This is a genomic window from Corynebacterium sp. 20-84 (assembly GCF_053479455.1).
Genome location: NZ_JBRBCB010000001.1, coordinates 96,107 through 119,327 on the forward strand (window position 1 = coordinate 96,107; position 23,221 = coordinate 119,327).

General features: G+C 61.3%; 21 protein-coding genes, 3 tRNA genes and 1 riboswitch. Of the genes, 12 read left to right on the plus strand and 12 right to left on the minus strand.

Going from position 1 to position 23,221, the window contains the following annotated elements; genetic code table 11:
- Positions 1 to 76 precede the first annotated feature (76 nt).
- From tenA to ACUY2Y_RS00490, 6 genes are all read right to left on the minus strand, one after another.
- Positions 77 to 739 carry a thiaminase II gene (gene tenA / locus ACUY2Y_RS00465; RefSeq protein WP_448324358.1) on the minus strand — a complete coding sequence of 221 codons (663 nt, stop codon included), beginning with the start codon at positions 737 to 739 and terminating at the stop codon, positions 77 to 79.
- A gap of 4 nt (positions 740 to 743) precedes the next feature.
- Entirely contained in the window at positions 744 to 1,394 is a 651-nt protein-coding gene (locus ACUY2Y_RS00470) for a TenA family protein (protein ID WP_259901623.1), read from the minus strand.
- A gap of 195 nt (positions 1,395 to 1,589) precedes the next feature.
- A complete protein-coding gene (locus ACUY2Y_RS00475; RefSeq protein WP_448324359.1) occupies positions 1,590 to 2,036 on the minus strand; it encodes a DUF6918 family protein in 447 nt (148 codons plus the stop codon).
- A 228-nt stretch (positions 2,037 to 2,264) separates the two neighbouring features.
- Positions 2,265 to 2,690: a hypothetical protein gene (locus ACUY2Y_RS00480; protein ID WP_448324360.1), complete on the minus strand. Its 426-nt coding sequence runs from the start codon at positions 2,688 to 2,690 to the stop codon at positions 2,265 to 2,267.
- A 61-nt stretch (positions 2,691 to 2,751) separates the two neighbouring features.
- Positions 2,752 to 3,021, minus strand: coding sequence for a TetR family transcriptional regulator (locus tag ACUY2Y_RS00485; RefSeq protein ID WP_448324361.1), 270 nt, complete (start codon positions 3,019 to 3,021; stop codon positions 2,752 to 2,754).
- Between the two features lie 33 nt (positions 3,022 to 3,054).
- Positions 3,055 to 3,279 (minus strand): CopG family transcriptional regulator, encoded by a 225-nt coding sequence (locus tag ACUY2Y_RS00490; protein WP_259901615.1) that lies wholly within the window; start codon positions 3,277 to 3,279, stop codon positions 3,055 to 3,057.
- 170 nt (positions 3,280 to 3,449) lie between these two features.
- Here ACUY2Y_RS00490 and gyrA point away from each other — a divergent pair, with 170 nt between their 5' ends.
- The 5 genes from gyrA (at position 3,450) to ACUY2Y_RS00515 (ending at position 8,594) form a co-directional block, all read left to right on the plus strand.
- Positions 3,450 to 5,987, plus strand: a complete 2,538-nt coding sequence (gyrA, locus tag ACUY2Y_RS00495) for a DNA gyrase subunit A (protein WP_448324498.1) — start codon at positions 3,450 to 3,452, stop codon at positions 5,985 to 5,987.
- A gap of 3 nt (positions 5,988 to 5,990) precedes the next feature.
- Complete coding sequence (locus tag ACUY2Y_RS00500; protein ID WP_448324362.1) at positions 5,991 to 6,332, plus strand: DUF3566 domain-containing protein; 342 nt, start codon at positions 5,991 to 5,993, stop codon at positions 6,330 to 6,332.
- Between the two features lie 113 nt (positions 6,333 to 6,445).
- Positions 6,446 to 6,522: transfer RNA gene (locus ACUY2Y_RS00505), tRNA-Ile, on the plus strand.
- A 12-nt stretch (positions 6,523 to 6,534) separates the two neighbouring features.
- A tRNA-Ala gene (locus ACUY2Y_RS00510) sits at positions 6,535 to 6,607 on the plus strand.
- A 256-nt stretch (positions 6,608 to 6,863) separates the two neighbouring features.
- Positions 6,864 to 8,594, plus strand: coding sequence for an RNA-binding domain-containing protein (locus tag ACUY2Y_RS00515; protein ID WP_448324363.1), 1,731 nt, complete (start codon positions 6,864 to 6,866; stop codon positions 8,592 to 8,594).
- A 136-nt stretch (positions 8,595 to 8,730) separates the two neighbouring features.
- Here ACUY2Y_RS00515 and ACUY2Y_RS00520 read toward each other — a convergent pair whose 3' ends face one another.
- Complete coding sequence (locus tag ACUY2Y_RS00520; RefSeq protein ID WP_448324364.1) at positions 8,731 to 9,609, minus strand: polysaccharide deacetylase family protein; 879 nt, start codon at positions 9,607 to 9,609, stop codon at positions 8,731 to 8,733.
- A 128-nt stretch (positions 9,610 to 9,737) separates the two neighbouring features.
- Between ACUY2Y_RS00520 and ACUY2Y_RS00525 the strand changes: the two genes are divergently transcribed.
- Together ACUY2Y_RS00525 and ACUY2Y_RS00530 are read left to right on the plus strand one after the other, a co-directional pair.
- A tRNA-Ala gene (locus ACUY2Y_RS00525) sits at positions 9,738 to 9,810 on the plus strand.
- Between the two features lie 465 nt (positions 9,811 to 10,275).
- Positions 10,276 to 14,010 (plus strand): hypothetical protein, encoded by a 3,735-nt coding sequence (locus tag ACUY2Y_RS00530; protein ID WP_448324365.1) that lies wholly within the window; start codon positions 10,276 to 10,278, stop codon positions 14,008 to 14,010.
- Positions 14,011 to 14,173: 163 nt separating this feature from the next.
- On the opposite strand, the gene ACUY2Y_RS00535 is transcribed toward ACUY2Y_RS00530, so the two are convergent.
- Together ACUY2Y_RS00535 and ACUY2Y_RS00540 are read right to left on the minus strand one after the other, a co-directional pair.
- Complete coding sequence (locus ACUY2Y_RS00535; protein ID WP_448324366.1) at positions 14,174 to 14,500, minus strand: helix-turn-helix domain-containing protein; 327 nt, start codon at positions 14,498 to 14,500, stop codon at positions 14,174 to 14,176.
- 8 nt (positions 14,501 to 14,508) lie between these two features.
- Positions 14,509 to 14,853: a type II toxin-antitoxin system RelE/ParE family toxin gene (locus tag ACUY2Y_RS00540; RefSeq protein WP_448324499.1), complete on the minus strand. Its 345-nt coding sequence runs from the start codon at positions 14,851 to 14,853 to the stop codon at positions 14,509 to 14,511.
- A 100-nt stretch (positions 14,854 to 14,953) separates the two neighbouring features.
- Positions 14,954 to 15,079, plus strand: a riboswitch (TPP riboswitch).
- 35 nt (positions 15,080 to 15,114) lie between these two features.
- Between ACUY2Y_RS00540 and ACUY2Y_RS00545 the strand changes: the two genes are divergently transcribed.
- The 3 genes from ACUY2Y_RS00545 to ACUY2Y_RS00555 are packed head-to-tail and all read left to right on the plus strand — an operon-like array spanning position 15,115 to position 17,633.
- On the plus strand, positions 15,115 to 16,137 hold the full coding sequence (locus tag ACUY2Y_RS00545; protein ID WP_448324367.1) for an ABC transporter substrate-binding protein: 1,023 nt from the start codon (positions 15,115 to 15,117) through the stop codon (positions 16,135 to 16,137).
- On the plus strand, positions 16,118 to 16,927 hold the full coding sequence (locus ACUY2Y_RS00550) for an ABC transporter permease (protein ID WP_210573608.1): 810 nt from the start codon (positions 16,118 to 16,120) through the stop codon (positions 16,925 to 16,927). Before ACUY2Y_RS00545 ends, ACUY2Y_RS00550 begins: the two co-directional genes overlap by 20 nt.
- Entirely contained in the window at positions 16,920 to 17,633 is a 714-nt protein-coding gene (locus ACUY2Y_RS00555; RefSeq protein WP_448324368.1) for an ABC transporter ATP-binding protein, read from the plus strand. The genes ACUY2Y_RS00550 and ACUY2Y_RS00555 overlap by 8 nt, the downstream gene beginning before the upstream one ends.
- Positions 17,634 to 17,647: 14 nt before the next feature.
- Here ACUY2Y_RS00555 and ACUY2Y_RS00560 read toward each other — a convergent pair whose 3' ends face one another.
- Positions 17,648 to 19,795: a YhgE/Pip family protein gene (locus ACUY2Y_RS00560; RefSeq protein ID WP_448324369.1), complete on the minus strand. Its 2,148-nt coding sequence runs from the start codon at positions 19,793 to 19,795 to the stop codon at positions 17,648 to 17,650.
- On the minus strand, positions 19,792 to 20,553 hold the full coding sequence (locus tag ACUY2Y_RS00565) for a hypothetical protein (protein WP_448324370.1): 762 nt from the start codon (positions 20,551 to 20,553) through the stop codon (positions 19,792 to 19,794). Before ACUY2Y_RS00565 ends, ACUY2Y_RS00560 begins: the two co-directional genes overlap by 4 nt.
- A 90-nt stretch (positions 20,554 to 20,643) precedes the next feature.
- On the opposite strand from ACUY2Y_RS00565, the gene ACUY2Y_RS00570 reads away from it, so the two are divergent.
- Entirely contained in the window at positions 20,644 to 21,204 is a 561-nt protein-coding gene (locus ACUY2Y_RS00570) for a TetR/AcrR family transcriptional regulator (protein ID WP_448324371.1), read from the plus strand.
- A gap of 18 nt (positions 21,205 to 21,222) precedes the next feature.
- On the opposite strand, the gene ACUY2Y_RS00575 is transcribed toward ACUY2Y_RS00570, so the two are convergent.
- Entirely contained in the window at positions 21,223 to 21,903 is a 681-nt protein-coding gene (locus ACUY2Y_RS00575; protein WP_448324372.1) for a hypothetical protein, read from the minus strand.
- A gap of 342 nt (positions 21,904 to 22,245) precedes the next feature.
- Here ACUY2Y_RS00575 and ACUY2Y_RS00580 point away from each other — a divergent pair, with 342 nt between their 5' ends.
- The gene (locus ACUY2Y_RS00580; RefSeq protein ID WP_448324373.1) at positions 22,246 to 23,214 is read left to right on the plus strand and encodes a methylenetetrahydrofolate reductase; all 969 of its coding nucleotides are present in this window, start codon (positions 22,246 to 22,248) and stop codon (positions 23,212 to 23,214) included.
- Positions 23,215 to 23,221 lie beyond the last annotated feature (7 nt).

The window sequence follows — 23,221 nt, forward strand, 5'->3', positions numbered from 1 at the left end:
CTCACCGCCAAATAGCAGCATGCAGCAGGTTTTGAACGGTGTTCAGCAGGTGTTTGGCAGTGGGGTAGGGGGTGCGCTAGCTGTCGAGCGCCTGCTGCCAGAAGTCGGCTTCCAGGCGAGTCGCCGTACGGAAAATATCCAGTAGGCGCTCGAAGCGCTTCGTGCCCTTGATCTCCTCGGCTGGCACCCCCAGTAGGTCGTCGAGAAGCGTCGTCATGGCTACTGCTTGGTTCTGGAAATCGTCGCCGGCGTATTCCTGGATCCACTCCGCGTACGGGTGGTCCGGGTTCTCCTTCAGCTTCGGCTCGAGGTAGGTGCCGATCTCGGCATAACCGATCTGGCACGGCGCAAGCGCGATCTGCAGCTCCAGCAGGTCGCCCGCCATGCCCGTGTCGAGCACGTAGCGGGTGTAAGCCACCGTGGACTTCTTCTCTGGCGCGCGCTCAAGCTCCTCGGTGGAAATGCCCCAGCGCTCCGTCAGGCGACGGTGGAGATTCGTCTCATGAATGGTGGCGGACAGGCCCTGCGCCGCGGATTCAACCTCCGCTAGCGTGCGGGACTTGTACGCGGCGAGCGCGTTCGCGCGGGCGTACTGCACGAGGAAGAGGTAATCCTGCACCAAGTAGTCCTGAAAGACCGGAAGGGGCAGAGTGCCCTCGCCGAGATCCTCGACGAATTTGTGGTGGATGTAGGCATCCCACTCGGGGGAGTCCTGCTTGAGAAGCTCCAAGAGATTCATGTTTTTACACCTCTAGCGGTTGCTCGTAGGAATTGTTGAAGAAGTCCAGCTCCAGCGCCACGGCGCGGCCGAAGTACTCCTCGACGACCTCGCGGTTGTCCGGGCCGACGCGGTCGACCTCGCTGCGGAGGAACTCCACCAGGTCGTGGAACTCCGGGTAGTCGTGCAGCTCGATCCACTCGTTGTGGACGAAGCTCTCCGGCCTCTTCTCCGGGGCGTTCGTGGCCCAGTCGAGGTACAGCCACTCCGCCACGACGAGCACGCCAAGGGCGGCGGCGTAGGAGCGGGTCTCGGCTGCCTCGCGCATCAGGCCGGTGAAGCCGGCGCATGCTGCGGTGTCCGGGGTGTTGTCGCGCTGCTCCTCAGTCACGCCGAGCTCCTCGAAGGAGCGGAGGAAATACGTGTTCTCATCGCCCGCGACCTCGCCGATGAACTGGGAGAGACGCAGACGCGGGGCGAGCTCGTCAGCGGTGGACATTGCTGCACCGAGCAGCTGCAGGAAGCTGTCCAGGAAACGGTAGTCCTGCACGAGGTAGCCGGCCATGACACCGTCGTCGATCGTGCCGTCGAAAAGCTCCTGCACGAAACGGTGACCCACTGCGGCGTCCCACTTCTCGCGGTGGGCGTCGCGCAGCTCGTCGCTGAATCTAGTCAATGTTGTGTCCTTCCAGTTGACGTGGAACTAGCGGACACGGGGGCCGTTGCAAGACAATCCCTCCGCGAAGATGGCTTCGATCAGGTTCGGCGGGTGTGATCTCAGCCCTGCTTGAGCAGGGCACCCCGTGTCTTGCCCGCCCACGCTACCAATTTCTGTGAACGGCGGCCTGGGCGCGGGTGTAGTGCGCGTTTGCTACTTCGCGTGGCGCTCGATGATGTCGCCGAATTCCGGCAGTGCAGGGGCGACGATCTTGCCCACCTTGCCGCGCATGGAGGAGTACACCTTCTGCACCGGACCCGGCGCGCGGTCGGCGAAGGAATCGCCGATCTTGAGCACGGACTCGGTGACGCTGTCCTCGTTGTCGGCGAGGTGCGCGCCAAAGCTGGCTGTGCCGGAACCTTTGTAGGACTCCCAGTGGGGTGTGAGTTCCTCGACGATGCTCGGCATGAGCTGGTTGATGCCCTTGCTCAACGCATCCGCATCCGCCTTCTTGGCGGCGCCGACAGCGGATTTCAGTGCCATGCCGGTCAGACCGGATTGGTTACTGATGGTCGTATCCGCCAGCTTGGTCAGGTCGGCGACGACCTTGGTGCGGGTGGAGTCATTCAGGAGAGATTTCAAGTCAGTCACGCGGACCATATTAACTGCCTTTTTGATCTGCGAACGGGTCCAGCAACAGGGAAACGGTCCCGCGCGTTCACCCTTGTCGGTGCTCGCGGGACCGCTGATTCCCATTCAAGTTGCAGTTCTTCCGCCACAGGTTCACATGAATCACTGCAACCACAACAGCCACAAATGTAACAAACGTTTCAGAACTCCGCTACATAAGGTGGGGGAGTGTCGCGTTTGTCGCTGTGTGCAGGCCGACTACTGGCCCTGTTGTTGCTGGTTCTGGCGCTGCGGCTGGTTCTGCCCCTGGTTCTGCTGCGGGAGGGGAAGGAACTTCTGGAGCTCATTCATCGCCTGGCGCTGGATATCCATCCACTGGGCATTGACCTTCTGCAATTCCTTCTGGATCGGCGGGTACTGCGCAATGACACCCAGAATCGCAGCGGTGGCGGCGGTGGCCAGGAAGATCGAGAGCGAGGCCGAACCGGTGTATGCGCTACCGAAGGCCGGCTGCTCCGGCACTTCGTACCCGTCCGGAATGGCGTCAGCGTTGTCCTTATTCCTTGTCACAGAATCAGCCGAGGAGCTGGAGCTGCCGCCATTATCTGCCGCGACAGCGGTGGGAGCGACGAGCAAGGATGCGGACAGTGCGGCTGCGACAGCAGCAGAGGTGAGCTTTTTCATGCCCCGCATTTTACCGCCCAGCTCTTTCGGCGGAAACTAGAACGAACGAAAGCCGGGCGCATCAGTCGCGCTCGCACCAGCGCTGATAGATCTCCCCGGCGATATCGGCGAAGGGAGCATTGAAATCGGCGAGCGGCTCGAGGCGCTCGATGCCGCGTGCGAGAGCGGCGGCAGCGGCGGTGGAGGAGTCGAAGACCGGCAGACCATCCAACTTCGCGCCGGGAATCGCCGCGGCAGCGCACAGGGAGGAATAGCTCCGCACGGTCGTGCCCCACTTCGCGCAGCACTCGTCCGCGATGATGAGCAGTTGCTCGGGGTTTAAAGGTTTCATGATTGGTGTGTGTGTGGGGGGATGTGGTGGGGTTTAATCCGTCTCATTGGGTCGGGCGCGGCGGATGCGGGCCTGCAACGCGGCACGGCCGGGGACGGTGTCGTTGGCGAGGGAGGCCACGGCGGCGTCGTCAAGCAATCTGCTTGCTGAAATGACCACCGCGCGTTTCGCTGCTTCCTGTTTGCTGCACCCCCATGCGCTCGCGAGCAGGACGAGCGCGCGGTCCTCCTCGGCGGACAGCCTGAGCGTCATAGCCATGATCGTGATGGTATCACTCTGATACCGCATGTGAGCGGGGGAATGGTTCTCACGGCGCGTAAACTGCTTTGTGAACTATCTCTAACTGAAAGGCCTCAACTTTGAGTGACGATATTTTCGGTGGCGGTAGCGAGGGCGACCGCATCCTCCCCATTGACATCAACGAGGAGATGCAGACCAGCTACATCGACTACGCGATGAGCGTCATCGTCGGCCGTGCACTGCCTGACGTGCGCGACGGCATGAAGCCCGTGCACCGCCGCATTGTCTACGCAATGTACGACTCCGGCTACCGCCCGGAGCGCTCGTACGTGAAGTCAGCGCGCCCGGTCTCCGACACGATGGGTCAATTCCACCCGCACGGTGACTCGGCTATTTACGACACCCTCGTGCGCCTCGCGCAGCCGTGGGTCATGCGCTACCCGCTGGTGGACGGCCAGGGCAACTTCGGCTCCCGCGGCAACGACGGCCCGGCGGCCATGCGTTACACGGAGTGCCGAATGACTCCGCTGTCCATGGAAATGGTGCGCGATATCCGCGAAAATGCCGTGGACTTCGTGCCCAATTACGACGGCAAGGCGCAGGAGCCAGTCGTGCTCCCGTCGCGTGTGCCGAACCTGCTGCTCAACGGCTCTTCCGGTATCGCCGTGGGCATGGCCACCAACATCCCGCCGCACAACCTGGGCGAGCTGGCCGAAGCGATCTACTGGATTCTGGACAACCACGACGCGGACGACAAGGCCACGCTCGACGCGTGCATGGAACGCGTCAAGGGCCCGGATTTCCCCACCGCAGGACTTATCGTCGGCGACCAGGGCATCAAGGACGCCTACACCACCGGCCGCGGTTCCATCCGCATGCGCGGTGTCACCGAGATCGAGGAGATCGGCACCCGCCAGGTCATCGTGATCACGGAGCTGCCGTACAACGTCAACCCGGATAATTTCATCTCCGGCATCGCCGAGCAGGTCGCCGCGGGCAAGCTCACCGGCATTTCCAAGATCGAGGACGAGTCTTCCGACCGCGTGGGCATGCGCATCGTGGTCACGCTGAAGCGCGATGCCGTGCCGCGCGTTGTGCTCAACAACCTGTACAAGCACTCGCCGCTCGAGTCGAACTTCAGCGCCAACATGCTCTCGCTTGTCGACGGAGTGCCCCGCACCCTCCGCCTCGACCAAATGCTCCGCTACTACGTGGCCCACCAGATCGAGGTCATTGTCCGGCGCACCCAGTACCGCCTCGACGAAGCCGAAAAGCGCGCCCACATCCTGCGCGGCTTGGTCAAGGCTTTGGACATGCTCGACGAGGTCATTGCCCTGATCCGCCGTTCCCCGACGGTCGACGAGGCGCGCACGGGCCTCATGGAGCTTCTCGACGTCGATGAGATCCAGGCCGACGCCATCCTCGCCATGCAGCTGCGCCGTCTGGCCGCTCTCGAGCGCCAGAAGATCGTCGACGATTTGGCCGCCATCGAGGCCGAGATCGCTGACTACAAGGACATCCTGGCCAAGCCGGAGCGCCAGCGCACGATTGTGGCTGAGGAGCTGAAGGAGGTCGTCGATAAGCATGGCGACGCGCGCCGCACCCGCCTTGTCGCAGCCACCGGCGACGTGACCGAGGAAGACTTGATCGCGCGCGAGAACGTCGTGGTCACCATCACCGCGACCGGGTACGCCAAGCGCACCAAGGTCGACGCCTACAAGTCGCAGAAGCGCGGCGGCAAGGGCGTGCGCGGTGCTGAGCTGAAGCAGGACGACGTGGTGAAGAACTTCTTCATCTGCTCCACCCACGATTGGATCCTCTTCTTCACCAACTTCGGCCGCGTCTACCGCCTGAAGGCCTACGAGCTGCCGGAGGCAGGCCGCACCGCACGCGGCCAGCACGTGGCCAACCTGCTGGAATTCCAGCCGGAAGAAAAGATCGCGCAGATCATCCAGATCCAGACGTACCAGGACGCTCCGTACCTGGTCCTGGCCACGCGCGACGGCCGCGTGAAGAAGTCCCGCCTGACCGACTACGAATCCGCGCGTTCTGCCGGCCTGATCGCCATCAACCTCAACGAGGGCGATGCCCTGATCGGTGCCTCCCTGGTCAGCGCGGAAGACGACATCTTGCTCGTCTCCGAGCAGGGCCAGTCCATCCGGTTTACCGCCGACGACGAGCAGCTCCGCCCGATGGGCCGCGCCACCGCTGGCGTGAAGGGCATGCGCTTCCGCGGCGACGACCAGCTGCTGGCCATGACCACGGTGAAGGACGACGACTTCCTCCTCGTGGCCACCTCCGGCGGCTACGGCAAGCGCACCCCGATCTCCGAGTACAACCCGCAGGGCCGCGGCGGCATGGGTGTCATGACCTTCAAGTACACCCCGAAGCGCGGCAAGCTCATCGGCGCACTCGCGGTGGAGGAAGACGATCAGATCTTCGCCATCACGTCTGCCGGTGGTGTTATCCGTACCGAGGTCAACCAGATCCGCCCGTCGTCACGCGCCACCATGGGCGTCCGCCTCGTGGACCTGGCCGAGGGCAACGAGCTTCTGGCTATCGACGTCAACGTCGAGGACGAAGGCGAGCAGGAAGCTACCGCCGTGGCCAAGGGCGAGAAGACCCTCGACCAAGGCGCCGAGCCCGTGAACGTCAACTCCGTCGAGACCGACGAGGTGGGCGAGAGCCACGAGTACGACGAGTCTGATTCCGACGGGAAGGAATAAAGCATGGCCGCACGCAACGTCACCGTCACGCACATCCGCGCCGGGAGCGCCTTCAAAATAGGCATCCTCATGGCGCTCATCGGGTTCGCCGCGTGGCTGATCGCCGTCTCCGTGCTCTACTTCGCCGTCGATGCCGCCGGTGTAGTGGAATCCATCAACTCCCTTATCGGCGGCGTGGGCGGGGAGACCATCATCGACTTCCCGCTCGTCATCGCTCTCGCCGCCCTGGCCGGCGCCATCGGCGTCGTGGCCGTAGCCATCATGGCCCCGCTCACCGCGTTCATCTACAACGCGCTTGCGGACCTGGTCGGCGGCCTCGGCGTCGAGTTGACCGACTACCGTTGATTAAAGCGCGTATAGTCGTGTTAAAGGCGCAATGAAACAACGCTAAATAACTTCATGACCAGGCGATTTGGTTTTAGTCCGGTCGTCTGGGTAATGTTCTAACAGTTCCGAGCGGGCCTATAGCTCAGTCGGTTAGAGCGCATCGCTGATAACGATGAGGTCGCAAGTTCGATTCTTGCTAGGCCCACCAGTTCGGAACAAAGGGGCATTAGCTCAATTGGTAGAGCGCCTCCCTTGCAAGGAGGAGGTCAGGAGTTCGATTCTCCTATGCTCCACAGCATAAAGCACCGCTGACTTCGGTCGGCGGTGTTTTTATTTTCGCTCGGCCCGGCTCGGAGTTGCGGGTTAAACGAGGGTTAAGTAGCAAAATGGGGTGCGGACGTGCTGCGAAGGTTTGTGACAAGTAATGGCGAAACCGCGACATCAAACTGCGAAAAACTGAGAAAAGTTCTCACTTTGGCTCATACTTTAGACTTGAAAGTGTGAATATGCAGGTAGTGAAAGTTTCAGTCATGCACTAAAGTCGTAATCATGACTTGGAATGACGTGCGACTTGCAGAAACGCTGGCGGAGCTGCGTGCCTTCGGCGACGACACGACGCTTATTGAGTGCAAGACTGCAGCAGGAGGAGTTCCTGAAGATCTCGGGGAGACTCTGTGTGCATTTGCGAATATGCCCCAGGCAGGCACGATCATTCTCGGCGTCAGCGAACGCAAGGGTTTCGAAGTGACCGGGGTGCAGAATCCGGCGGAGATGGAAAAGGCCGTCACGTCAGTGAACCGCACCACCGTGCAACCGGCTCCGCAACTCACGTTCTCTTATCGCACGGTAGATAACAAGCAGGTCGTCGTCGTTGAAGTGACTCCATTGATGCCGTCGGAGAAGCCGGCAACGTTTAGGAACAAGGCGTATCTCCGTCAAGCTGATGGCGACTACGAAATGAATTCCAACGACCTGAAAATGCTGGAGCTTTCCGCACTCACGGAGAACCAGCAAACACATTTCGATTTCCAAACAGTGCCAGGAACCGATACCGGTGTGCTCGACGCGGAGGTGCTCAACGAGTTCATCGCCTCCGTGAGGCAGTCACGGTCACGCGTGGCCAGGATCGACGATGATACTCAACTGCTGCAGGTCACTAATGTGACTGACAACCAAGGCAATATCCGGCTCGGAGGACTGTACGCACTCGGCTACCTTCCGCAATCGGTTGAGCCCGCTCTCGGTGCGACTGTTGCAGTAAGACTGTCGCGTGGTGACGGTGTCGGTCGCCATAAAAACCTCAAGGAGATTGAGGGACCCCTGCCAGTGATGTTGGTGGAGGTCATGGAGTGGATCAGGCAGAACACCGACACGGTTAGCCGGTATACCGAGAATGGCCACTTGGTCGACGAACCGGAGTTCCCTCCGTCAGCAATCCGTGAAGTGCTGGCGAATGCACTTGTTCACCGGGATTTGGGCCCTTCCGTAGAAGTGGGGAAGAAGGTTGAAGTCAGGATTACGGAGAAGATGCTCGTGGTGGTGAGCCCGGGGGGACTTCGGGGCCTCTCTGCGTCTCAACTAGAGAGTCCGGAGCTGACTAAGGCGCCCGTGAACAAGCGCCTGTACGAGATTGCGCGTTATTTGCGGACAGCAGACGGGGAGCGCGTGATCGAGGGCGAAGGTGGCGGCATTCAAGAGATTCTCACGGCGACCCGAGAAGCCCGACTGCCCAAACCGAGATTTATCGACAACGGTGTCACTTTCAAAGTGCTCTTCCCGCGAGGTTCTCGCTTTACCGAGGAAGAAAACCAGTGGCTCGAGGAGCTGCAGCGAAAGGGGGAGCATCCTCTGAATCCAACAGAGGAGGACATTCTGGTCAATCTTCGAAGCCAAGGTGGCGCGACGCTGCAGCACATCGTGCAGCTCTATATGCCTTTGGGGGAGCGGACGTGCAGGAGAATGCTTGACCGGCTGGTAGAAAGTGGCTTCCTGGACCAGGAGGATAGTGTTTACTACGCGGTCGGGGAGAGGGCATCGACCACGGCGCGATCGCAGAGTACTCAAGTGGATCCTCCATCACTAGCCGCGATGGGCAAGAACGTTCCGGCAGTGTACGGCGCTATTCAGGACGGCGAGTCCGTGACACTAAAGGAGTTGCGCGAGAGGACCGGCTTGTCGGAGGCGCAGGTGCGGTACGCGCTTGATCCGCTTCTCGCAGTGAATCATGTGGTGATGATTGGCGGTCGGGGTCGCAAGGCGACCGTCTATAGGCGGACGTAAGCGGCGCGAAATTCTAACTTTGAATCAAAGTGTGAAAAATGGTCGCACTTTCACACTTAGGATTCGCACTTTCGCAGTGTGGTTTCCAGTTTTCGCGGTTTGAGTGTGAGTTGCAGCGGTCGTGCGGAGGTCGGTGTCAGAGGTCTGCGGGAGCGGTGCCGTCGACGAAGACGAAGCGGTGGGTGCCTCCGCGCATGTGCTCGAGGGCGGCGCGGACGCCGGCTGCGGTGCCGGATGAGGGCTGGTTCATGTGCGCGAGGACGATCGCGCCGTCGGGGGCTTCCATGATCGCCGCGGCGACTTGATCTGCGGGGGAGGTGGCGCCGTAGTCGGCGTTGACAGTGAAGCCGGCGATCTTCACTCCCCGGTCCCGGGCTATTTCCACCGCGACATCGTCGTAATGCGCGGTGCCGGAGCGGAACCAGGCGGACTCGACGCCGTAGGTGCGCAGCAATTCGCGGTTGTCCTCTATTTCAGCGATCGCCGCGGCAGGATCTGCCGTGCCGGCAATTCCATAGGCGGATTGGCCGGTCACAGATAAAGGAGCATGCAGGGTGCCGTGGGAGTGGATGAGGAAGAGGGGGTCGTCGATAAGCGATTGCGTTTCGTGCGGGTGAACGTCGATCCAGCGCGAATTGAGGAAGAGCGTCGCGGGGACGCTGATTTCGCGGAGCGTATCGACGAGCCCCTGGTCCACCCCTGAACCCGTCGGCCCGCCGCATGCGTCGAATGTGAGGGCGACGGTCGTCGTGCCGGGTGTGGTGGGGACGGTGTCGGTGATGCCGTCCATGTGAAGGCCGAATTCGCGCGGGACGCGGCCTTCGTAATGTTCCGCCGGCGGTGGGGGAGGGGCAGTGGTCGTTGTGGTGCTGCTGCCGGGCTGTGTGCCCGTGGTTGTTTCGCTGGTCGTGCTTGAGTGTTCCTCGCGCTGCTGCGTGCAGCCAGCGAATAAGGCTGAGCCAGCGACGGCGAATGCGCCGGTGAGGAATTGGGCGCGGGTGAGGTGGTGGTCCACGCGACGTATATTTCCGCGCCGGGCGCGCGCCCGCAACAGGAGCGAACCTTGGTGAAACCTGGCCACCCGTGGGTGTCCAGGGAGTTTTGCTCACACGAGTGACAGGCGTAACGTCATAAAAGCCTTCAGGGGCATTAGCTCAGTTGGTAGAGCGTCGCGTTCGCAATGCGAAGGTCAGGGGTTCGATTCCCCTATGCTCCACAAAAAATGCTCTTATCATGCCTTTTGCATGCTTTCCGGGTCCGCTCTTGGTGACGTGCGCGGTTTTTTGGCGACATGGAATTACGTTGCGGACATGTCACCAAGCCTATGAATACCCCCTAATGGGGGTAAAAATCATGTCCGAATATGCTCGTTTGTTGAGCTGACCACAAAACCGTTCCCGAGGAAACGTTAAGGATTGCGTGTCGCGGCAACCAGTGAATTTCAAAAATTCGTCCAGAAACCGGTCAACGGATACTAAGGAACGCCTCATAAATCGGTCTAGCTTATGCAAAAAGCACTATAGGAAAATCTACCTATCTATCGCCTACTGTTCTCGGACGGGTTCGAACTCGTTCCCCATTGCTGCGCAGTGGACTTCCCCGAAAGTCCCCTTCGGGCAATTAGCTAGCAATGCGAAGGACGCCGTCATACGACGGCCATCAACGAGGAGATAAAGAGAAATTGGCTCACATTAGCCTGAAGAAGAAAGTCATGGCCGCGACCATCGCCATGACCATGGGTCTCGGCGCGACCACGGCGGTTGCGCCTGATGCTGGTGCGCAGACGATGGCGTTGTTGCAATCGGATTCCCAAACCGTCCGCGCGGCTTACGAGCCGCTGCCGGATGACGTTACGCAGCAGACTGAAAGTTCGCTGCTCGACCGCAAGAACGAAGAGAACATCAGCGTCAACCTTCTGGGAACCGGTAAGGGTCCGGGTTGGTGCATCGACTATGCAATTCCTTCACCGTCGAATGATCCGGCTGACTATGAGCTGCGTAAGCTGACTGGTCAGTCCGGCAACTACGGCGATAGTACCTCGATCAACGCTGACATCGAAACTGCGGCGATCCACGTGACGAAGCAGATGATCAAGGAATACAACCTTTCGTCCTTCGACCGCAGCAACGAGAAAATCAAGAAGCTCAACTACGTTCTTCAGGCGCTGCTGACCAACAACCTGTCCGCGCTGAACCAGATTCGCGCGGATATCAATGAAGGCAAGTACATTAGTACTGCCGATTTCCGTGAGTTCACGGGGTTTGACATCAACTACGTACGTCTGGCTCCGGAAGACCGCGGCCAGGGTCTTGCCGACTACCGTCTGGTGAAGAATGATGCTGCTTTCTCCAAGGTGGCTCAGGACGTCAATGACTCCGAATACATCACTGTCCTCTTGCCCAAGGATTACACCCTTAATCCGAACAAGATGGATAACTTCACGACGCAGCGTCTAATTACTGTCGAGCAGCCGGGCCTCGAACTGACGCCGAAGCCGACGCCGACGCCGGAGCAGACCACCACGCAGGAGCAGCCGTCCTCTGAGCCGTCTACCTCCCAGGAGACCACCACTCCGGAGACGACGACGCCGGAGTCTTCCAAGGAGACCACCACTCCGAAGTCCTCCGAGCCGACGACCTCCAAGGAGACGACGAAGCCGTCTGAGCCGAAGTCTTCTACCGTGACTGAAACGACGACCGCGACCAAGGTCAACAACACCACAGAGACCGTGACCAAGTACGAGTACCACTACGAGTACACTTGGATCTTCAACTACCAGCAGACCTACCGCGAGATCAACGTCAGCAAGAAGGTATCCGGTAGCTGGGATTACACGGTAATCAAGGGTGGCGACCTCGTCACGGTGGAAAAGAAGGACGGCACGCTCGTCATCACCCCGAAGGATGGTGCCAAGGGCGAGGTGACCATCGTTGTCACCGACAGCAAGGGCAACACCCACGAGTACACGATCAACATCGACAACTCCGCCAAGAACCAGAACGGCGGATCGAATACCACCAACATCACCAATATCAACGTGACGGTCAATGTCACTGGCGGTTCCTCGGAGCAGGTAACGAACTCCCGCATCATTTGGCTTCCGTCGGGCGGCGACTTCCGCATCATCAGCGGTGGCGACAACGTGAACGTTGAAAATAAGAACGGCCAGCTTGTCATCACCCCGAAGCCGGGTTCGAACGGCAAGACCGCCGTTATCGAGATTCTCGACCGCGACGGCAACCCGGTTCAGCGTGTGAACGTGGACATCACGATCACGACCGAGGTCAGCGAGAATGAGGAGAAGCTGGTCAACGGTGGCCAGATCATCATCGAGAACACCGGCAAGCGTCACTTCGAAAAGGGCGAAGACCTTGTCACGGTCACCGAAAAGAACGGCCAGCTGGTCATCGAGCCTAGGCCGGGTAAGAGCGGCCAGGCGATCCTCGTCATCGAGGACAAGTGGGGCAATAAGCACCGCTACATCATCAACGTCATCAACAACGTGACCGTCATTGAACGCACGCTCACGCTGGAGAACGGTGCTACCGCCAAGATTGATATCCAGGGTGAGTGGACCCACCGCATCAAGAGCGGCGAGGAATTCGTCAACGTCGAGAAGAACGGCAACAAGCTGGTCATCGAAGGCGTCAAGGACAAGAACGGCACTGCCGTCGTCGAGATTCTGGACAAGAACGGCCAGGTCATTGCCCGCTACACCGTCGTGGTCAACAACACGACCCAGCAGATCGTCACCAATGTCGTCGAGCGTGATATCACCGACCGCACCGATTTCACCGTTTCCCGTGGCAATGAGGGCAATACGCTGAAGATTGTCAAGGGCGAAGATCTGGTCAACTGGAAGGACGAGAAGGGCATTCTCTCCGTCAAGCCGAAGGCGGGTGCCAATGGGACGCTCGTCATCGAGGAGAGGAACGCAAACGGCGACCTGCTGACCAAGTACGTCATCAATATCACGCCGGAGAAGGTTCAGGAGATCCGCAGGGAGATCACGACCCAGCAGATTATCAACATCGGTGGCGACAACCTCACCGTCGTCGAGGGTGAAGGCCTGGTCGACATCAACAAGTCGACGGACAAGTGGAAGATCACCCCGAAGGATGGTTCCAACGGCGAACTCATCATTGAGGACCGTGACGACGAAGGTCGCGCGAACATCCGCTACATCATCACCATCAAGCCGGCTCAGCCGAAGGTGACCGAGATCAACATCTCCATCACCAACACCGTTACGGGCAAGGTCTCCATCGACAAGGACTCCACGGTCAAGGTGATTGAGGGCAAGGACAAGGTCGACGCCTCCAATGACGGCGGCACCCTCGTCATCACCCCGAAGGATGGCGCAACTGGCAAGGCTGTCATCGAGGTCAAGAACCCGGACGGCACCATCACCCACTACGTCGTGGACATCACCCAGACTGAGGTGAAGGACCACAAGGTCACCATCATCAACCCGGGCAAGGATTCTGACTCGAACAACAACTCCGAGTCCGGCTCCCTGGTGATCGACGTAAAGCCTGGCAACACGGTCGAGGTCGTCGAGGGCGACGCTGACCTGGTCGTCATCGACAAGCGAGGCGACAACGTCGTCATCCGTCCGAACGAGTACAAGGCGGGCCAGTCCGGCACCATCGTCGTCGAAGAGCGCGATGCCAACGGCAACCCGGTCAACCGCTACGAGATCGAGATTGTGGGCAAGAACCTGTACAAGGGCGACAACCCCGGCAAGATCAACGTGATCGAGAAGGACCCGAAGAACGGCATCATCAAGATCACGGCTCCGGGCGAAGACGGCACGATCACCATCAAGGATGGCGGCAAGGACGTCACCGGCGAGTACGACATCAAGGACAACGGTGACGGCACCTACACCATCACCCGCAAGGACGGTAAGCCGATCAATGGTGACCTGACCATCACCTGGACTAGCCCGGACGGCAAGAAGGTCACGAACAACGTGAACATCACCGTCAACACGGGCAGCAGCCGCGGTGAGGGCGGATCCTCCAACCCGGCTTGCGTCGGCGCGATCTCCCTGTTGTCCCTGCCGCTGCTCCTGGCTATCCCGGCGGGCATCCTGTCCCAGGTCCAGGTCCCGGGCTTCGAGCACGTCAGCGCACAGCTGAACGCTGCGATCCAGCGGGCGAACACCGATCTGCAGAAGGGTCTGGGTGTCTTCAACGAGGACCGTGCAGCGAAGGCAGCAGGTATCGATGCCGCTGCATCTCAGGTCGCACCGCTGATCGGTGCCGGCGCAGCAGCAGTCGCAGCTATCGCTGTCATCGCCGGTATCGGAGCAGGCGTCCTGCACGCATGTGAGGTTGTCGACCTGAACGAGGCTTCCTCCAACGGCTCTAGCTCTAACTCCAACGGTGGCTCCAGCTCCCGCGAGCAGTAGTTGAACCTTCGGTGCAGGGCATGAAGACGTTGGTAACCCCGGCGACATGCTCTCGCTGAGAGCCTGAGCGGGCGAACTCCTTTCACAGGGTTCGCCCGCTTTGCTGTTCTGTGGAAGAAAAGAGTGGTCGATATTGTGGCGGGATTAACTGGAGGTCTGGTTGCTACGCATTCTTCCGGGTGTCGAGCAGGAGCTCCTTATCCTCGAATCGGATATGCACCTCAAGAGTTCCGCCGAGTGCTTCGACGTAGTTTTTGATCGTGCCGAGAGACGACTTCTCAAGTTCCCCAGCCTCGACGGCTGAGATGCTCGGTTGGGTGAGGCCCATCCGGGCGGCCAGATCTGCCTGTGTGACGCGCTGGAGTCCTCGGAGTTCCTTGAGCAGGTAAGCGCGCTCCTCAAGAACCATGCGCGCGGCGTGCTCAGCAACGGAATCTTCATCGATCGGACGGCGCTTTTTTACGTCATCCCAAGAGACTGTGTCACTCATTACGTACCTCATTTCTTCAACCAATCGTCGAAACGTTCGTCAGCTAGAGGAATGTTTTCTTCGTACCAACGCTTCCAGTTCCCGGCTTTATCTCCTGCTACGAGCAGTATCGCTTGTCGTTGGGAGTCGAAAGCATACAGAATGCGGATCGCGCTTTGGCCGGAAGACCGCGGACGCAACTCTTTCATGTTGTGATGTCGAGATGCTTTAGCGCGGTCAGAAGTGGGGCGTCCAAGTGTGGGTCCCACTTGTTCTAAGCGGGTCAACGCACCTGCAACCAGGTTGTAGTTCTTATCGTCCAGTTGAAGCATCCACGATTCAACCTCTTTCACCATCCTGATTTCCCACCCCATGCTTTCAATATAGGCCACGGTCGATATAGAGTCCAGGTTATTTTTTCGTCGATAAGCGGAAGCCCCACAGAACCTGGAAACACTCCTGGTATACCCTTAGAGGCGTGACACGGGGTGCCACCGTGGCTGCGTGAGGCAGTGCGGCGCCGGGAGGCGATGGCTGAGATGACACCCGTTGAACCTGATCCAGTTAGTACTGGCGGAGGGATGGTCGCGAGAATGCATGCGCCTATGCTTCCGCCCGGAGAAAGGCCGAGGTAAATGGGCATTAGCAAGAAAATCGCCGTTTTTCTGACCGCGCTGGCATCGACGATGATGCTTGCGGCGTGCGGTGGCGGCGCTGATGATTCGGACGGCATGACTAAGGTCCGTTTCGCACTCGACTGGACCCCGAACACGAACCACACGGGCCTGTACGTGGCCATGAATAAGGGCTACTTCAAGGAAGCGGGCCTGGACGTAGAGGTCGTGCCGTACAACGACAGCAACCCGATCCTGCTGACGGACTCCGGCAATGCCGAGTTCGCCGTCGACACGCAGGACCGCATGACGATGGCCAAGGCGGCCAGCGCAGATGTGCGTTCCGTCCTGGCGGTCGAGCAGACATGGACCACCGAAGTCAGCGTCCTGGCTGAGCGCGACGACATCAAGAGCCCGGCCGACCTGGACGGAAAGACGTTCGGCGGCTTCGGCTCCCCGTCGGATCACGCGATTTTGAAGGGCGTCATCCGCGGCGCCGGCGGCAAGGGCGAATTCGAGGAAGTCACCCTGGGTACCTCCGCATACGAGGCGCTGTACAACCACGACGTCGACTTCACCGTCCCGTACGTCGCGTGGGAGGGCATCGAGGCCGCCGACCGCGGTGTCGAGCTGAAGAATTTCGCCTACACCGACTACGGCTTCCCGGACTGCTACCAGATGCTCGTCGTGGGCAGCAATAAGTGGATGGAGGAGCACCCGGAGGACACCAAGAAATTCGTCCAGGCCATCCAGCGCGGTTACCAGGACGCCGTGGATAACCCGGACGAGGCGGCGGAGATCCTGCAGAAGGAGAACCCGGAGATCCTCACCGACCTCGAGTTTTTGAAGAAGAGCCAGCGCATGCTCTCCGAGCAGTACATGCTCGACGAGAACGGCAAGTTCGGTCACCAGACCGAGCAGCACTGGGCGGACCTGGGCCAGTTCCTCTTCGACAACGAGCTGCTTGTCGACGATGCCAACAACCCTCTGAGCGAAGCCCCGGACTGGAGCACCTACTTCACTAATGAGTACATCTCCGAGTAGTCCCGCCGCCGGCGGCGCCCGCGGGCTGAGCAGCAACCTCTGGGTGCCGCTGCTCTTCGTGCTCGCCGGCCTCGCTGTGTGGGAGGCGGCCGTGCGCGCCACGGGCGTGCGCCCGCAGGTCCTGCCGGCGCCGTCGCAGGTCGCGCGCTCTGGGTGGGCGCAACGCGAAATCCTGGGCACACACGCACTGGCGACCTTGCAGGTCACCCTCATCGGCTTCGCGTTGTCGCTGGTGTGCGCGTGGATCATCGCCATCGCAATCGATTTCTCGCCGACGCTCAAGCGTGGGTTGACCCCGCTGCTGGTGGCGTCGCAGACGATCCCGGTGGTGGCCATCGCCCCGCTGATGATCATCTGGTTCGGCTTCGGCCTGCTGCCGAAGACGCTGGTGGTCGCACTTGTGACCTTCTTTCCCATCTCCATCGGCCTGATCGAAGGCTTCGCCCGCACCGACCGCGAGGCATCGAACCTGCTGCGCAGCATGGGGGCGTCGAAATGGCGCGAGTTCTGGATGGTGCGCCTGCCGTCGGCCATGCCTGAATTCTTTACCGCGCTGCGTATCGGCATCACGTACGCGGTCACCGGCGCGATCTTCGCTGAATACGTCGGTGCGAAGAAGGGCCTGGGCATTTACATGAGCGTGCAGAAGAACGCCTTCCGCACCGACCTCGTTCTCGCCGCGGTGGTGGTCACGGCCATCATCAGCGTGGCTTTGTACCTGTCCACCTACCTCATTGAGCGTGCGGTGATTCCGTGGCACATCAAGGAAAGGAAGGCCGAGCGTGCTTGAGCTTAAGCAGATCAGCCGCGCATTCGGCGACCGCCAGGTGCTCGACAGCGTGAGCTTCGAAGTCGCGCCCGGCGAGTTCGTTTCGCTCATCGGCCCGTCCGGCGCGGGCAAGTCGACGCTGTTCAACATCATCGCAGGGCTGGACAAGCCAGACTCGGGCGAGCTGCGTTTCGACGGCACCACCGCCTACATGCCCCAAAAAGACCTGCTCTTTCCGTGGCGCACCATTGAAGCGAACGCCGCGCTCGGCCTCGAAGTCCAGGGCGTGCCCAAAAAGGAAGCGCGGGCCCGCGCGCGTGAATGGTTCCCGCAATTCGGCCTCGCGGGATTCGAAAAGGCCCTGCCGTTCCAGCTTTCGGGCGGCATGCGTCAACGCGCCGCGCTTTTGCGCACCGTTGTGCAGGAAAAGAGCACATTGCTTCTCGACGAGCCGTTCGGCGCCCTCGACTCCCTCACCCGCTCCGAATTGCAGACGTGGCTGCAGGGCATGTGGGCCGAACACGACTGGACCGCGATGCTGATCACTCACGACGTGCGCGAGGCGATCATGCTCTCCGACCGAATCGTCGTGCTCAACCCCCGCCCGACCAGCGTCCGCGAGATCATCGACGTGAACCTGCCGCGGCCCCGCGGTACCGAGGTGCTCAGCTCACCCGAGTTCGGCGGGTTGGAGCGCCGTATCCTCGAGCACCTGCAGGCCCGGTAGTCGGGGGCGAGCCGCTAGACGTCGAGCTCGGGGTGGATGTCCTTCTCCATGAGCACGCGTTCCTTCCAGAATCCGAGCATGGCCAGCAGGAACGAGGCCACACCGACGGCGCCGAGGACAAGCATGGCCACTTCGACGCGGTTGTCGCCTTCCATTGTGCCGAACAGCGTGTGGCGCATCAGGTCGACGGAGAAGCGCATCGGATCCCAGGAGTGGACCCACTGGATGAACCCTGGCTGAACCTCCGGCGGGTAGAGACCGTTCGAGGCCACCAGCTGCAGGGACATCAGCACCATAGTGACCAGACGGCCGACAGATGGGCCGAGGAGCGAGTAGATCGCCAAGATCGCCGTGTTGAACACCACGGCGATGAAGCCCAGCGACAGCAGCATCTGGAACGGGTGCTGCGGATTCACGTCCAAGACGAAGTGCTGCACGACCCACAGGTTGAAGGCCTGCACGAGGCCGACGAGGACAGCGGGGATCCAGGAACCCATGACGACACGCGCCGGGTTCGTACCCGAATCGATCGCGCGGCGGGAGATCGGGTTGAACACCATGAACAGGATCAGGCCGCCGAACCACAGGGACAGCGACAGGAAGAAGGGGGACAGGCCCTGGCCGAAGGTGGTCAGGTCGTCGCCGGTGTTCTGCAGGCGGACGGGGGCGCCAGCGACATCGGCGGCCTCATCGAGCTTGTTGCCCTCGAAGCTGGGTACCTGATCCGCGCCCTCAGTGATTTTCAGTGCCAGCTCGCCGGAACCGTCGTCGAGCTGAACCAGGCCGTCGTTAAGCTCATCCATGCCAACGACGAGCTGCTCGGAGCCGTCGGCGAGCTGGGTGGTGCCGTCGGCAAGCGTGCGTGCGCCGACGACGAGCTTGGACGTGCCGTCGGTGAGGCGCGCGGTGCCGGCAACGAGCTGGCCCGAACCGTCATGCAGCAGGTGCAATGCGTCGGAGAGACGCTGCGCGCCGTCCGCTGCGTCGTTGATGCCGGTGACGAACTGGGCAGCCGGGTTGTTCAGCTCGTCCGTGAGCTGGGCCGCGCCGTCGCGCAATTCCTTGAGCTGGTCGATCGTGGCCGGGTCCAGCGCGGTGTCGATCATCTCCTGGGTCTCCGGGTCGACGACGGAAATTCCCGCATCGTCCTGGATCTGGCGCAGGCGGTCAACCAGACCGCGGGCGGCGGGGACGCCGACATTCTCCAGATCGGTGATCGCCTTGTCGATCGACGAGTTGAGGCGGTCATTCGCCGCCTGGATCTCCTCCAACTGGTCGCCGATGCCCGTCACCTTGTCCACACCAGCGGACACGGCGGCAGCGCCGGCACCGAGTTCGTTCACGCCGTCGCGCAGGCGGCCCATGCCGTCGGCGAGCTCGTCAGCGCCGTCAGAGGCCTCGCCGAGACCGTCGTTGAGGCGGTTGGCGCCGTCGTCGAGTTCGGTCGCGCCGTCGTCAAGCTGCTCGATGCCGTCGACGAGCTCTGGCGTCTTGTCCTTGGCTTGCTGGAGACCATCGTTGAGCTTGCCCGCACCGTCGCCGATCTGCTCGCCGCCGTCCTTGGCTTTGCCTGCGCCGTCGTGGAGCTGATCCGCGCCGTCCGCGGCCTTGTCCATGCCGTCGCCAATGGTGTTGAAGCCCATGAAGAGCTGGCGTGAAATCTGCTCGCCCACTGTCTCACCGATCACCGACGTCATCACACGCGTGACCTGGTTGCCCAGCATCGTGGGGATGAAGCCGTTGGTGTTATTGAGCGTGACGTTGATCTTTGCCGGGTGAGGGTGGTCCGAATTCACGCTGACGGTCGACTCCGAGAAATCCTTCGGGATCTCCACGCCGAGGTAATACTTGCCCTCGGCAATGCCTTGGCGGGCATCCTCGGCACTGACCTCGACGAAGTTCATCGGCTCTATTTCGAGCAGTTTCTCCGTCACCTGGTCGCCAGCGTGAATCTCCTTCCCGTCAGGGCCTTCGGCACCTTCATCCGAGTTGACCAAGGCCACCGGAATCTTGTTCAGGTTGCCCAGGGGGTCCCAGTAACTCCACACGAACAGACCGCCGAAGAGCAGCGGGAGCAGCGTGATGGCAATCAGTGCTAGAGGTGGCAGCTTACCGTTGAAGAGCTTGCGGAAGTGCGACCCGGTGTGCAGTCCTGAAATCATGGGTTGACCTCCTCGATCTCTTCGGTATCGGCTGGTTTGCCTTTGCTCCACGGGTCCTCGGCCGCGGCGGCGGCGAGAGTGGAGTCTTCATCGAGCTCGGCATCCGGGGCGGGCCCGGCACCGTGGCGCAGGTCGATAATGTGATCGGCGTGGTTGCCCTCGTCATCGTTGACGGTAGTGGCCAAGACCGGGATCTGCTGCGAGAGGCGGGCCAGGTCGTTCAGGACCTCGTTGCGCAATTTCAGGCTGCGGATCTGGTCCAGGTCGTCGACGATGAGCAGGTCCGCATCCGGGCGCGCGATGAGCGCCAGCAGCACGCGGAGGCGGAAACGGTCCTCCACATTGAGGTTTCCCACGTCCAGCGACGGCACCAGGTGCGTCAGTCCGAGCGGCTCCAGCCACGGCTCCACCTTCGGGTGGTTGAGAATGTCGCGCCGCACGGGAACGAAGAACATCTGGCTCCACGCCACTTGCTCGCGGATGACCTCGCGGACATCGACGAGACGCTCGAGACTGTCAATCAGTTCGACGCCTGCCAGCGCAACGCGTTTGAACCGCTGGCGCGGAGAGGTGGCCTCGCCGCCCAGGAGAACCTCGCCGCCTTTCGGGCGGTAGCGACCGGCCAAGGCCATATTGCGGGTCGACGCACCGGACTCGCGCTCCGTGATGAGGAGCGTGAGTCCATCGTGCACGTCGAAGCTCAATGGCGCGTCATTACGGCGAATAACCAGGTCGCGGGCGCTAAGGATTGGTTCCACAGGGGTACCCCTCGATTAAGTGGAGGTTAGACTATCGTTTATTCCTAGCGTATGGTCCCCTTAAACGGACAATTAGTCAAGGCGGGGCCCATGAGATCAGACGCGAGAATCCGGCGCGAGCGGATCATCGACGCTGCTTGCGACCTATTGCGCACCAAACCTGAAACTTCAGTTACTTTGGAAAGTGTCGCGGCGCGCGCCGACGTCGGAATTGCCACCCTCTACCGCAATTTCTCCACCCGCACTGACCTCGACATAGCCTGCGGGTTGCGCTTGCTGGGCATCTTGGAGGAGAGAATCGAGACAACACGCACGCTTTTCGACGCCGACCCGCGCGCCCACTGGGACCACCTTGTCTGGGGTCTTCTCGACTACGGAGTCGGGCCGTTAGTCAACGCCATCACTGCCGACCATTGGCACGACGACCCCGAACTGGCTGCCAAGCGCGAAGAGACCATCGAGGCTTTCCAATCCGTTCTGGATATGGCAGCTCCCGCTGGTCTCGTCCCGGCGGATATGAAGCCACTCGATTTCGCCGCTGAGGTCTTTGTCGTCACTAGGCCGCTGGACGGGAAACTGGTCCATCATGCACCCGAAGTGCAGCGTCGACTGCTCGGCCGCCTGCTCACCGCTTGGCGGCACGAGAGGTAGCGCTGTGCTCCCAGAGGTTTAGCGGGGGTCGGTGGCTCCGGCTCCACGCTGATCGTCGTCAAGCGTGTCCAGCGTGGACAGCTGCTCGTCGATGGAGGTGAGCAGCTCCTCGTCGCGCTCGGCCGGCTCCTCGCTCAGCGGGCCGTGGTCGGCGGCCGTTTTGCTCGTGGTCACCGTGGTCACGCGGGTGGAACCCATTGTGGGCGGCTGGGTGCGCTGGACGTTCGGCTTCGTCGTCGTGGGCGCGGTGTTTTTCTTGGTCTTCTTGGCCGCGACGGGGGAGTCCGTGCCGAAGAGGAAGTAGTAGACGCCGCCAGCGACCGCCGCGAGCAGGGCCAGAATCAGAGCGCCGAGAGCGATGCCGCCCTTCTTCTTTTTCTTGGCGGACTTCTTCTGCTTCTTCAGAGCCTTCTCCAGCTCCTTCTTCTCTTTCTTATCCAGCTGGTCCGCCTCGAACAGAGCGCGGCGGCGGTCCAGGCGCGCGTGTGCCGCGCGGGTGATGTCGCCGGCCTGCAGGCGGGCATCGCTGTAGTTGGAGGTGTCTTCTTCCTCGGCGTTCGTGCCTTCACCCTCGCCGCCACGGGCCATGATGCGGACGGCCTCGTACACGTCGCGCTTCTGCTCGTTATTCAGCTCGCGGTAACGGTTGAACAGGGTGCCAGCCACCTTGGAGGCGAGGCGGATATTGCGGAGATTCATGTGCGTTGTGGCCTTTCTTCTTTGTTCGGGTCGGTGTCGTGCAGGGCTGTGGTGCCACCCACAGTAGTGAAGTGAGCGCCGGCTGGCGCGGGCTTTCGGCGGTACGTGATCGCACCCCACCGCTTGGTCCGCCACTGCGCGCAAAAAGTGGACAGCTCGGTCCATTTCCGGCGAATTTTTGGCTTTTATATTCACGAGACGTAGCGCTGTGAGCAGCAGAAACAGTGCGTGAAATAGCACAGGTGATTGAACCTTCAAACGAGCCCGGGTTACATTCCAACCAGTTTCCAAGTGCTGAGCCCAGCCAATCCATGAAACCGACGAGACGAAAGGACTCCTTCGTTGACTGAAGGACACTTTTCGTCGAGGCTGTCGGCGTCTGCGCCCTTGGACCACCTCGACGAAGCACCCGATACCGGTGCCCGCACCGCTGTGAAGCGGCAGCAGAGGACCGCCCTGAGCTTCGAGCTCATCCCGCCCCGCCACGACGCGGACGAAGCGAAGCTCAACGAGCTCATCGCCGGGCTCGCCGACTACAACCCGGACTACGTCGCAGTGACCAGCTCTCGCCGCTCCGGCTGGCTCGAAGGCACCGCCGACTTCATCTCCCGGCTCAACGAGTCCACCAACTTGCGCACCATCGCGCACCTGGCGTGCACCGCTGGCCCCGTCGACGAGCTCGCCGACTGGATCCGCACCCTGATCGACTCCGGCGTCCGCGGCTTCCTCGCCCTGCGCGGTGACCTCCCGGAAGGGGAGACCAGCCTGCCGGAGGGCTACCTCCAGTACGCCACCGAATTGCTCTCCCTCATCCGGGAGATCGAGGACGAGAACGCTTTCCGCCTCGCCGCGGGCAAACTCGCCCTCTCTGTGGCGTGCTACCCGTCCGGCCACGCCGAATCGCCCACGCCCGACCTGGACTTGGACGTCCTGCTTTCGAAGCAGCGGCTCGGCGCGGACTTCGCCATCACGCAGCTGTTCTTCGAGGCAGACGACTACCTGCGCTTCGCGGAGCAGTCGCGGATGGCGGGCGTGCGCATCCCCCTGATCCCCGGCATCATGCCTATGACAAGCCTGAAGCGGGCACAGCGCATGGGCGTGCTGTCGGGGATCGAGGTGCCGCAGCGTGTCGTCGATAAGCTCTCGGCGGCGCGTGACCCCGACGAAGAGTACGAGGTGGGCATGCAGCTCACCGCGGAACTCGCGGGCACGCTTCTCGACGCCGGCGTCGGCGGCCTGCACATCTACACCCACAACAACCTGGCGGTGACGCAAGACCTGCTGTCGCGGCTCGGAATAGAACCCAAATAACAAACCC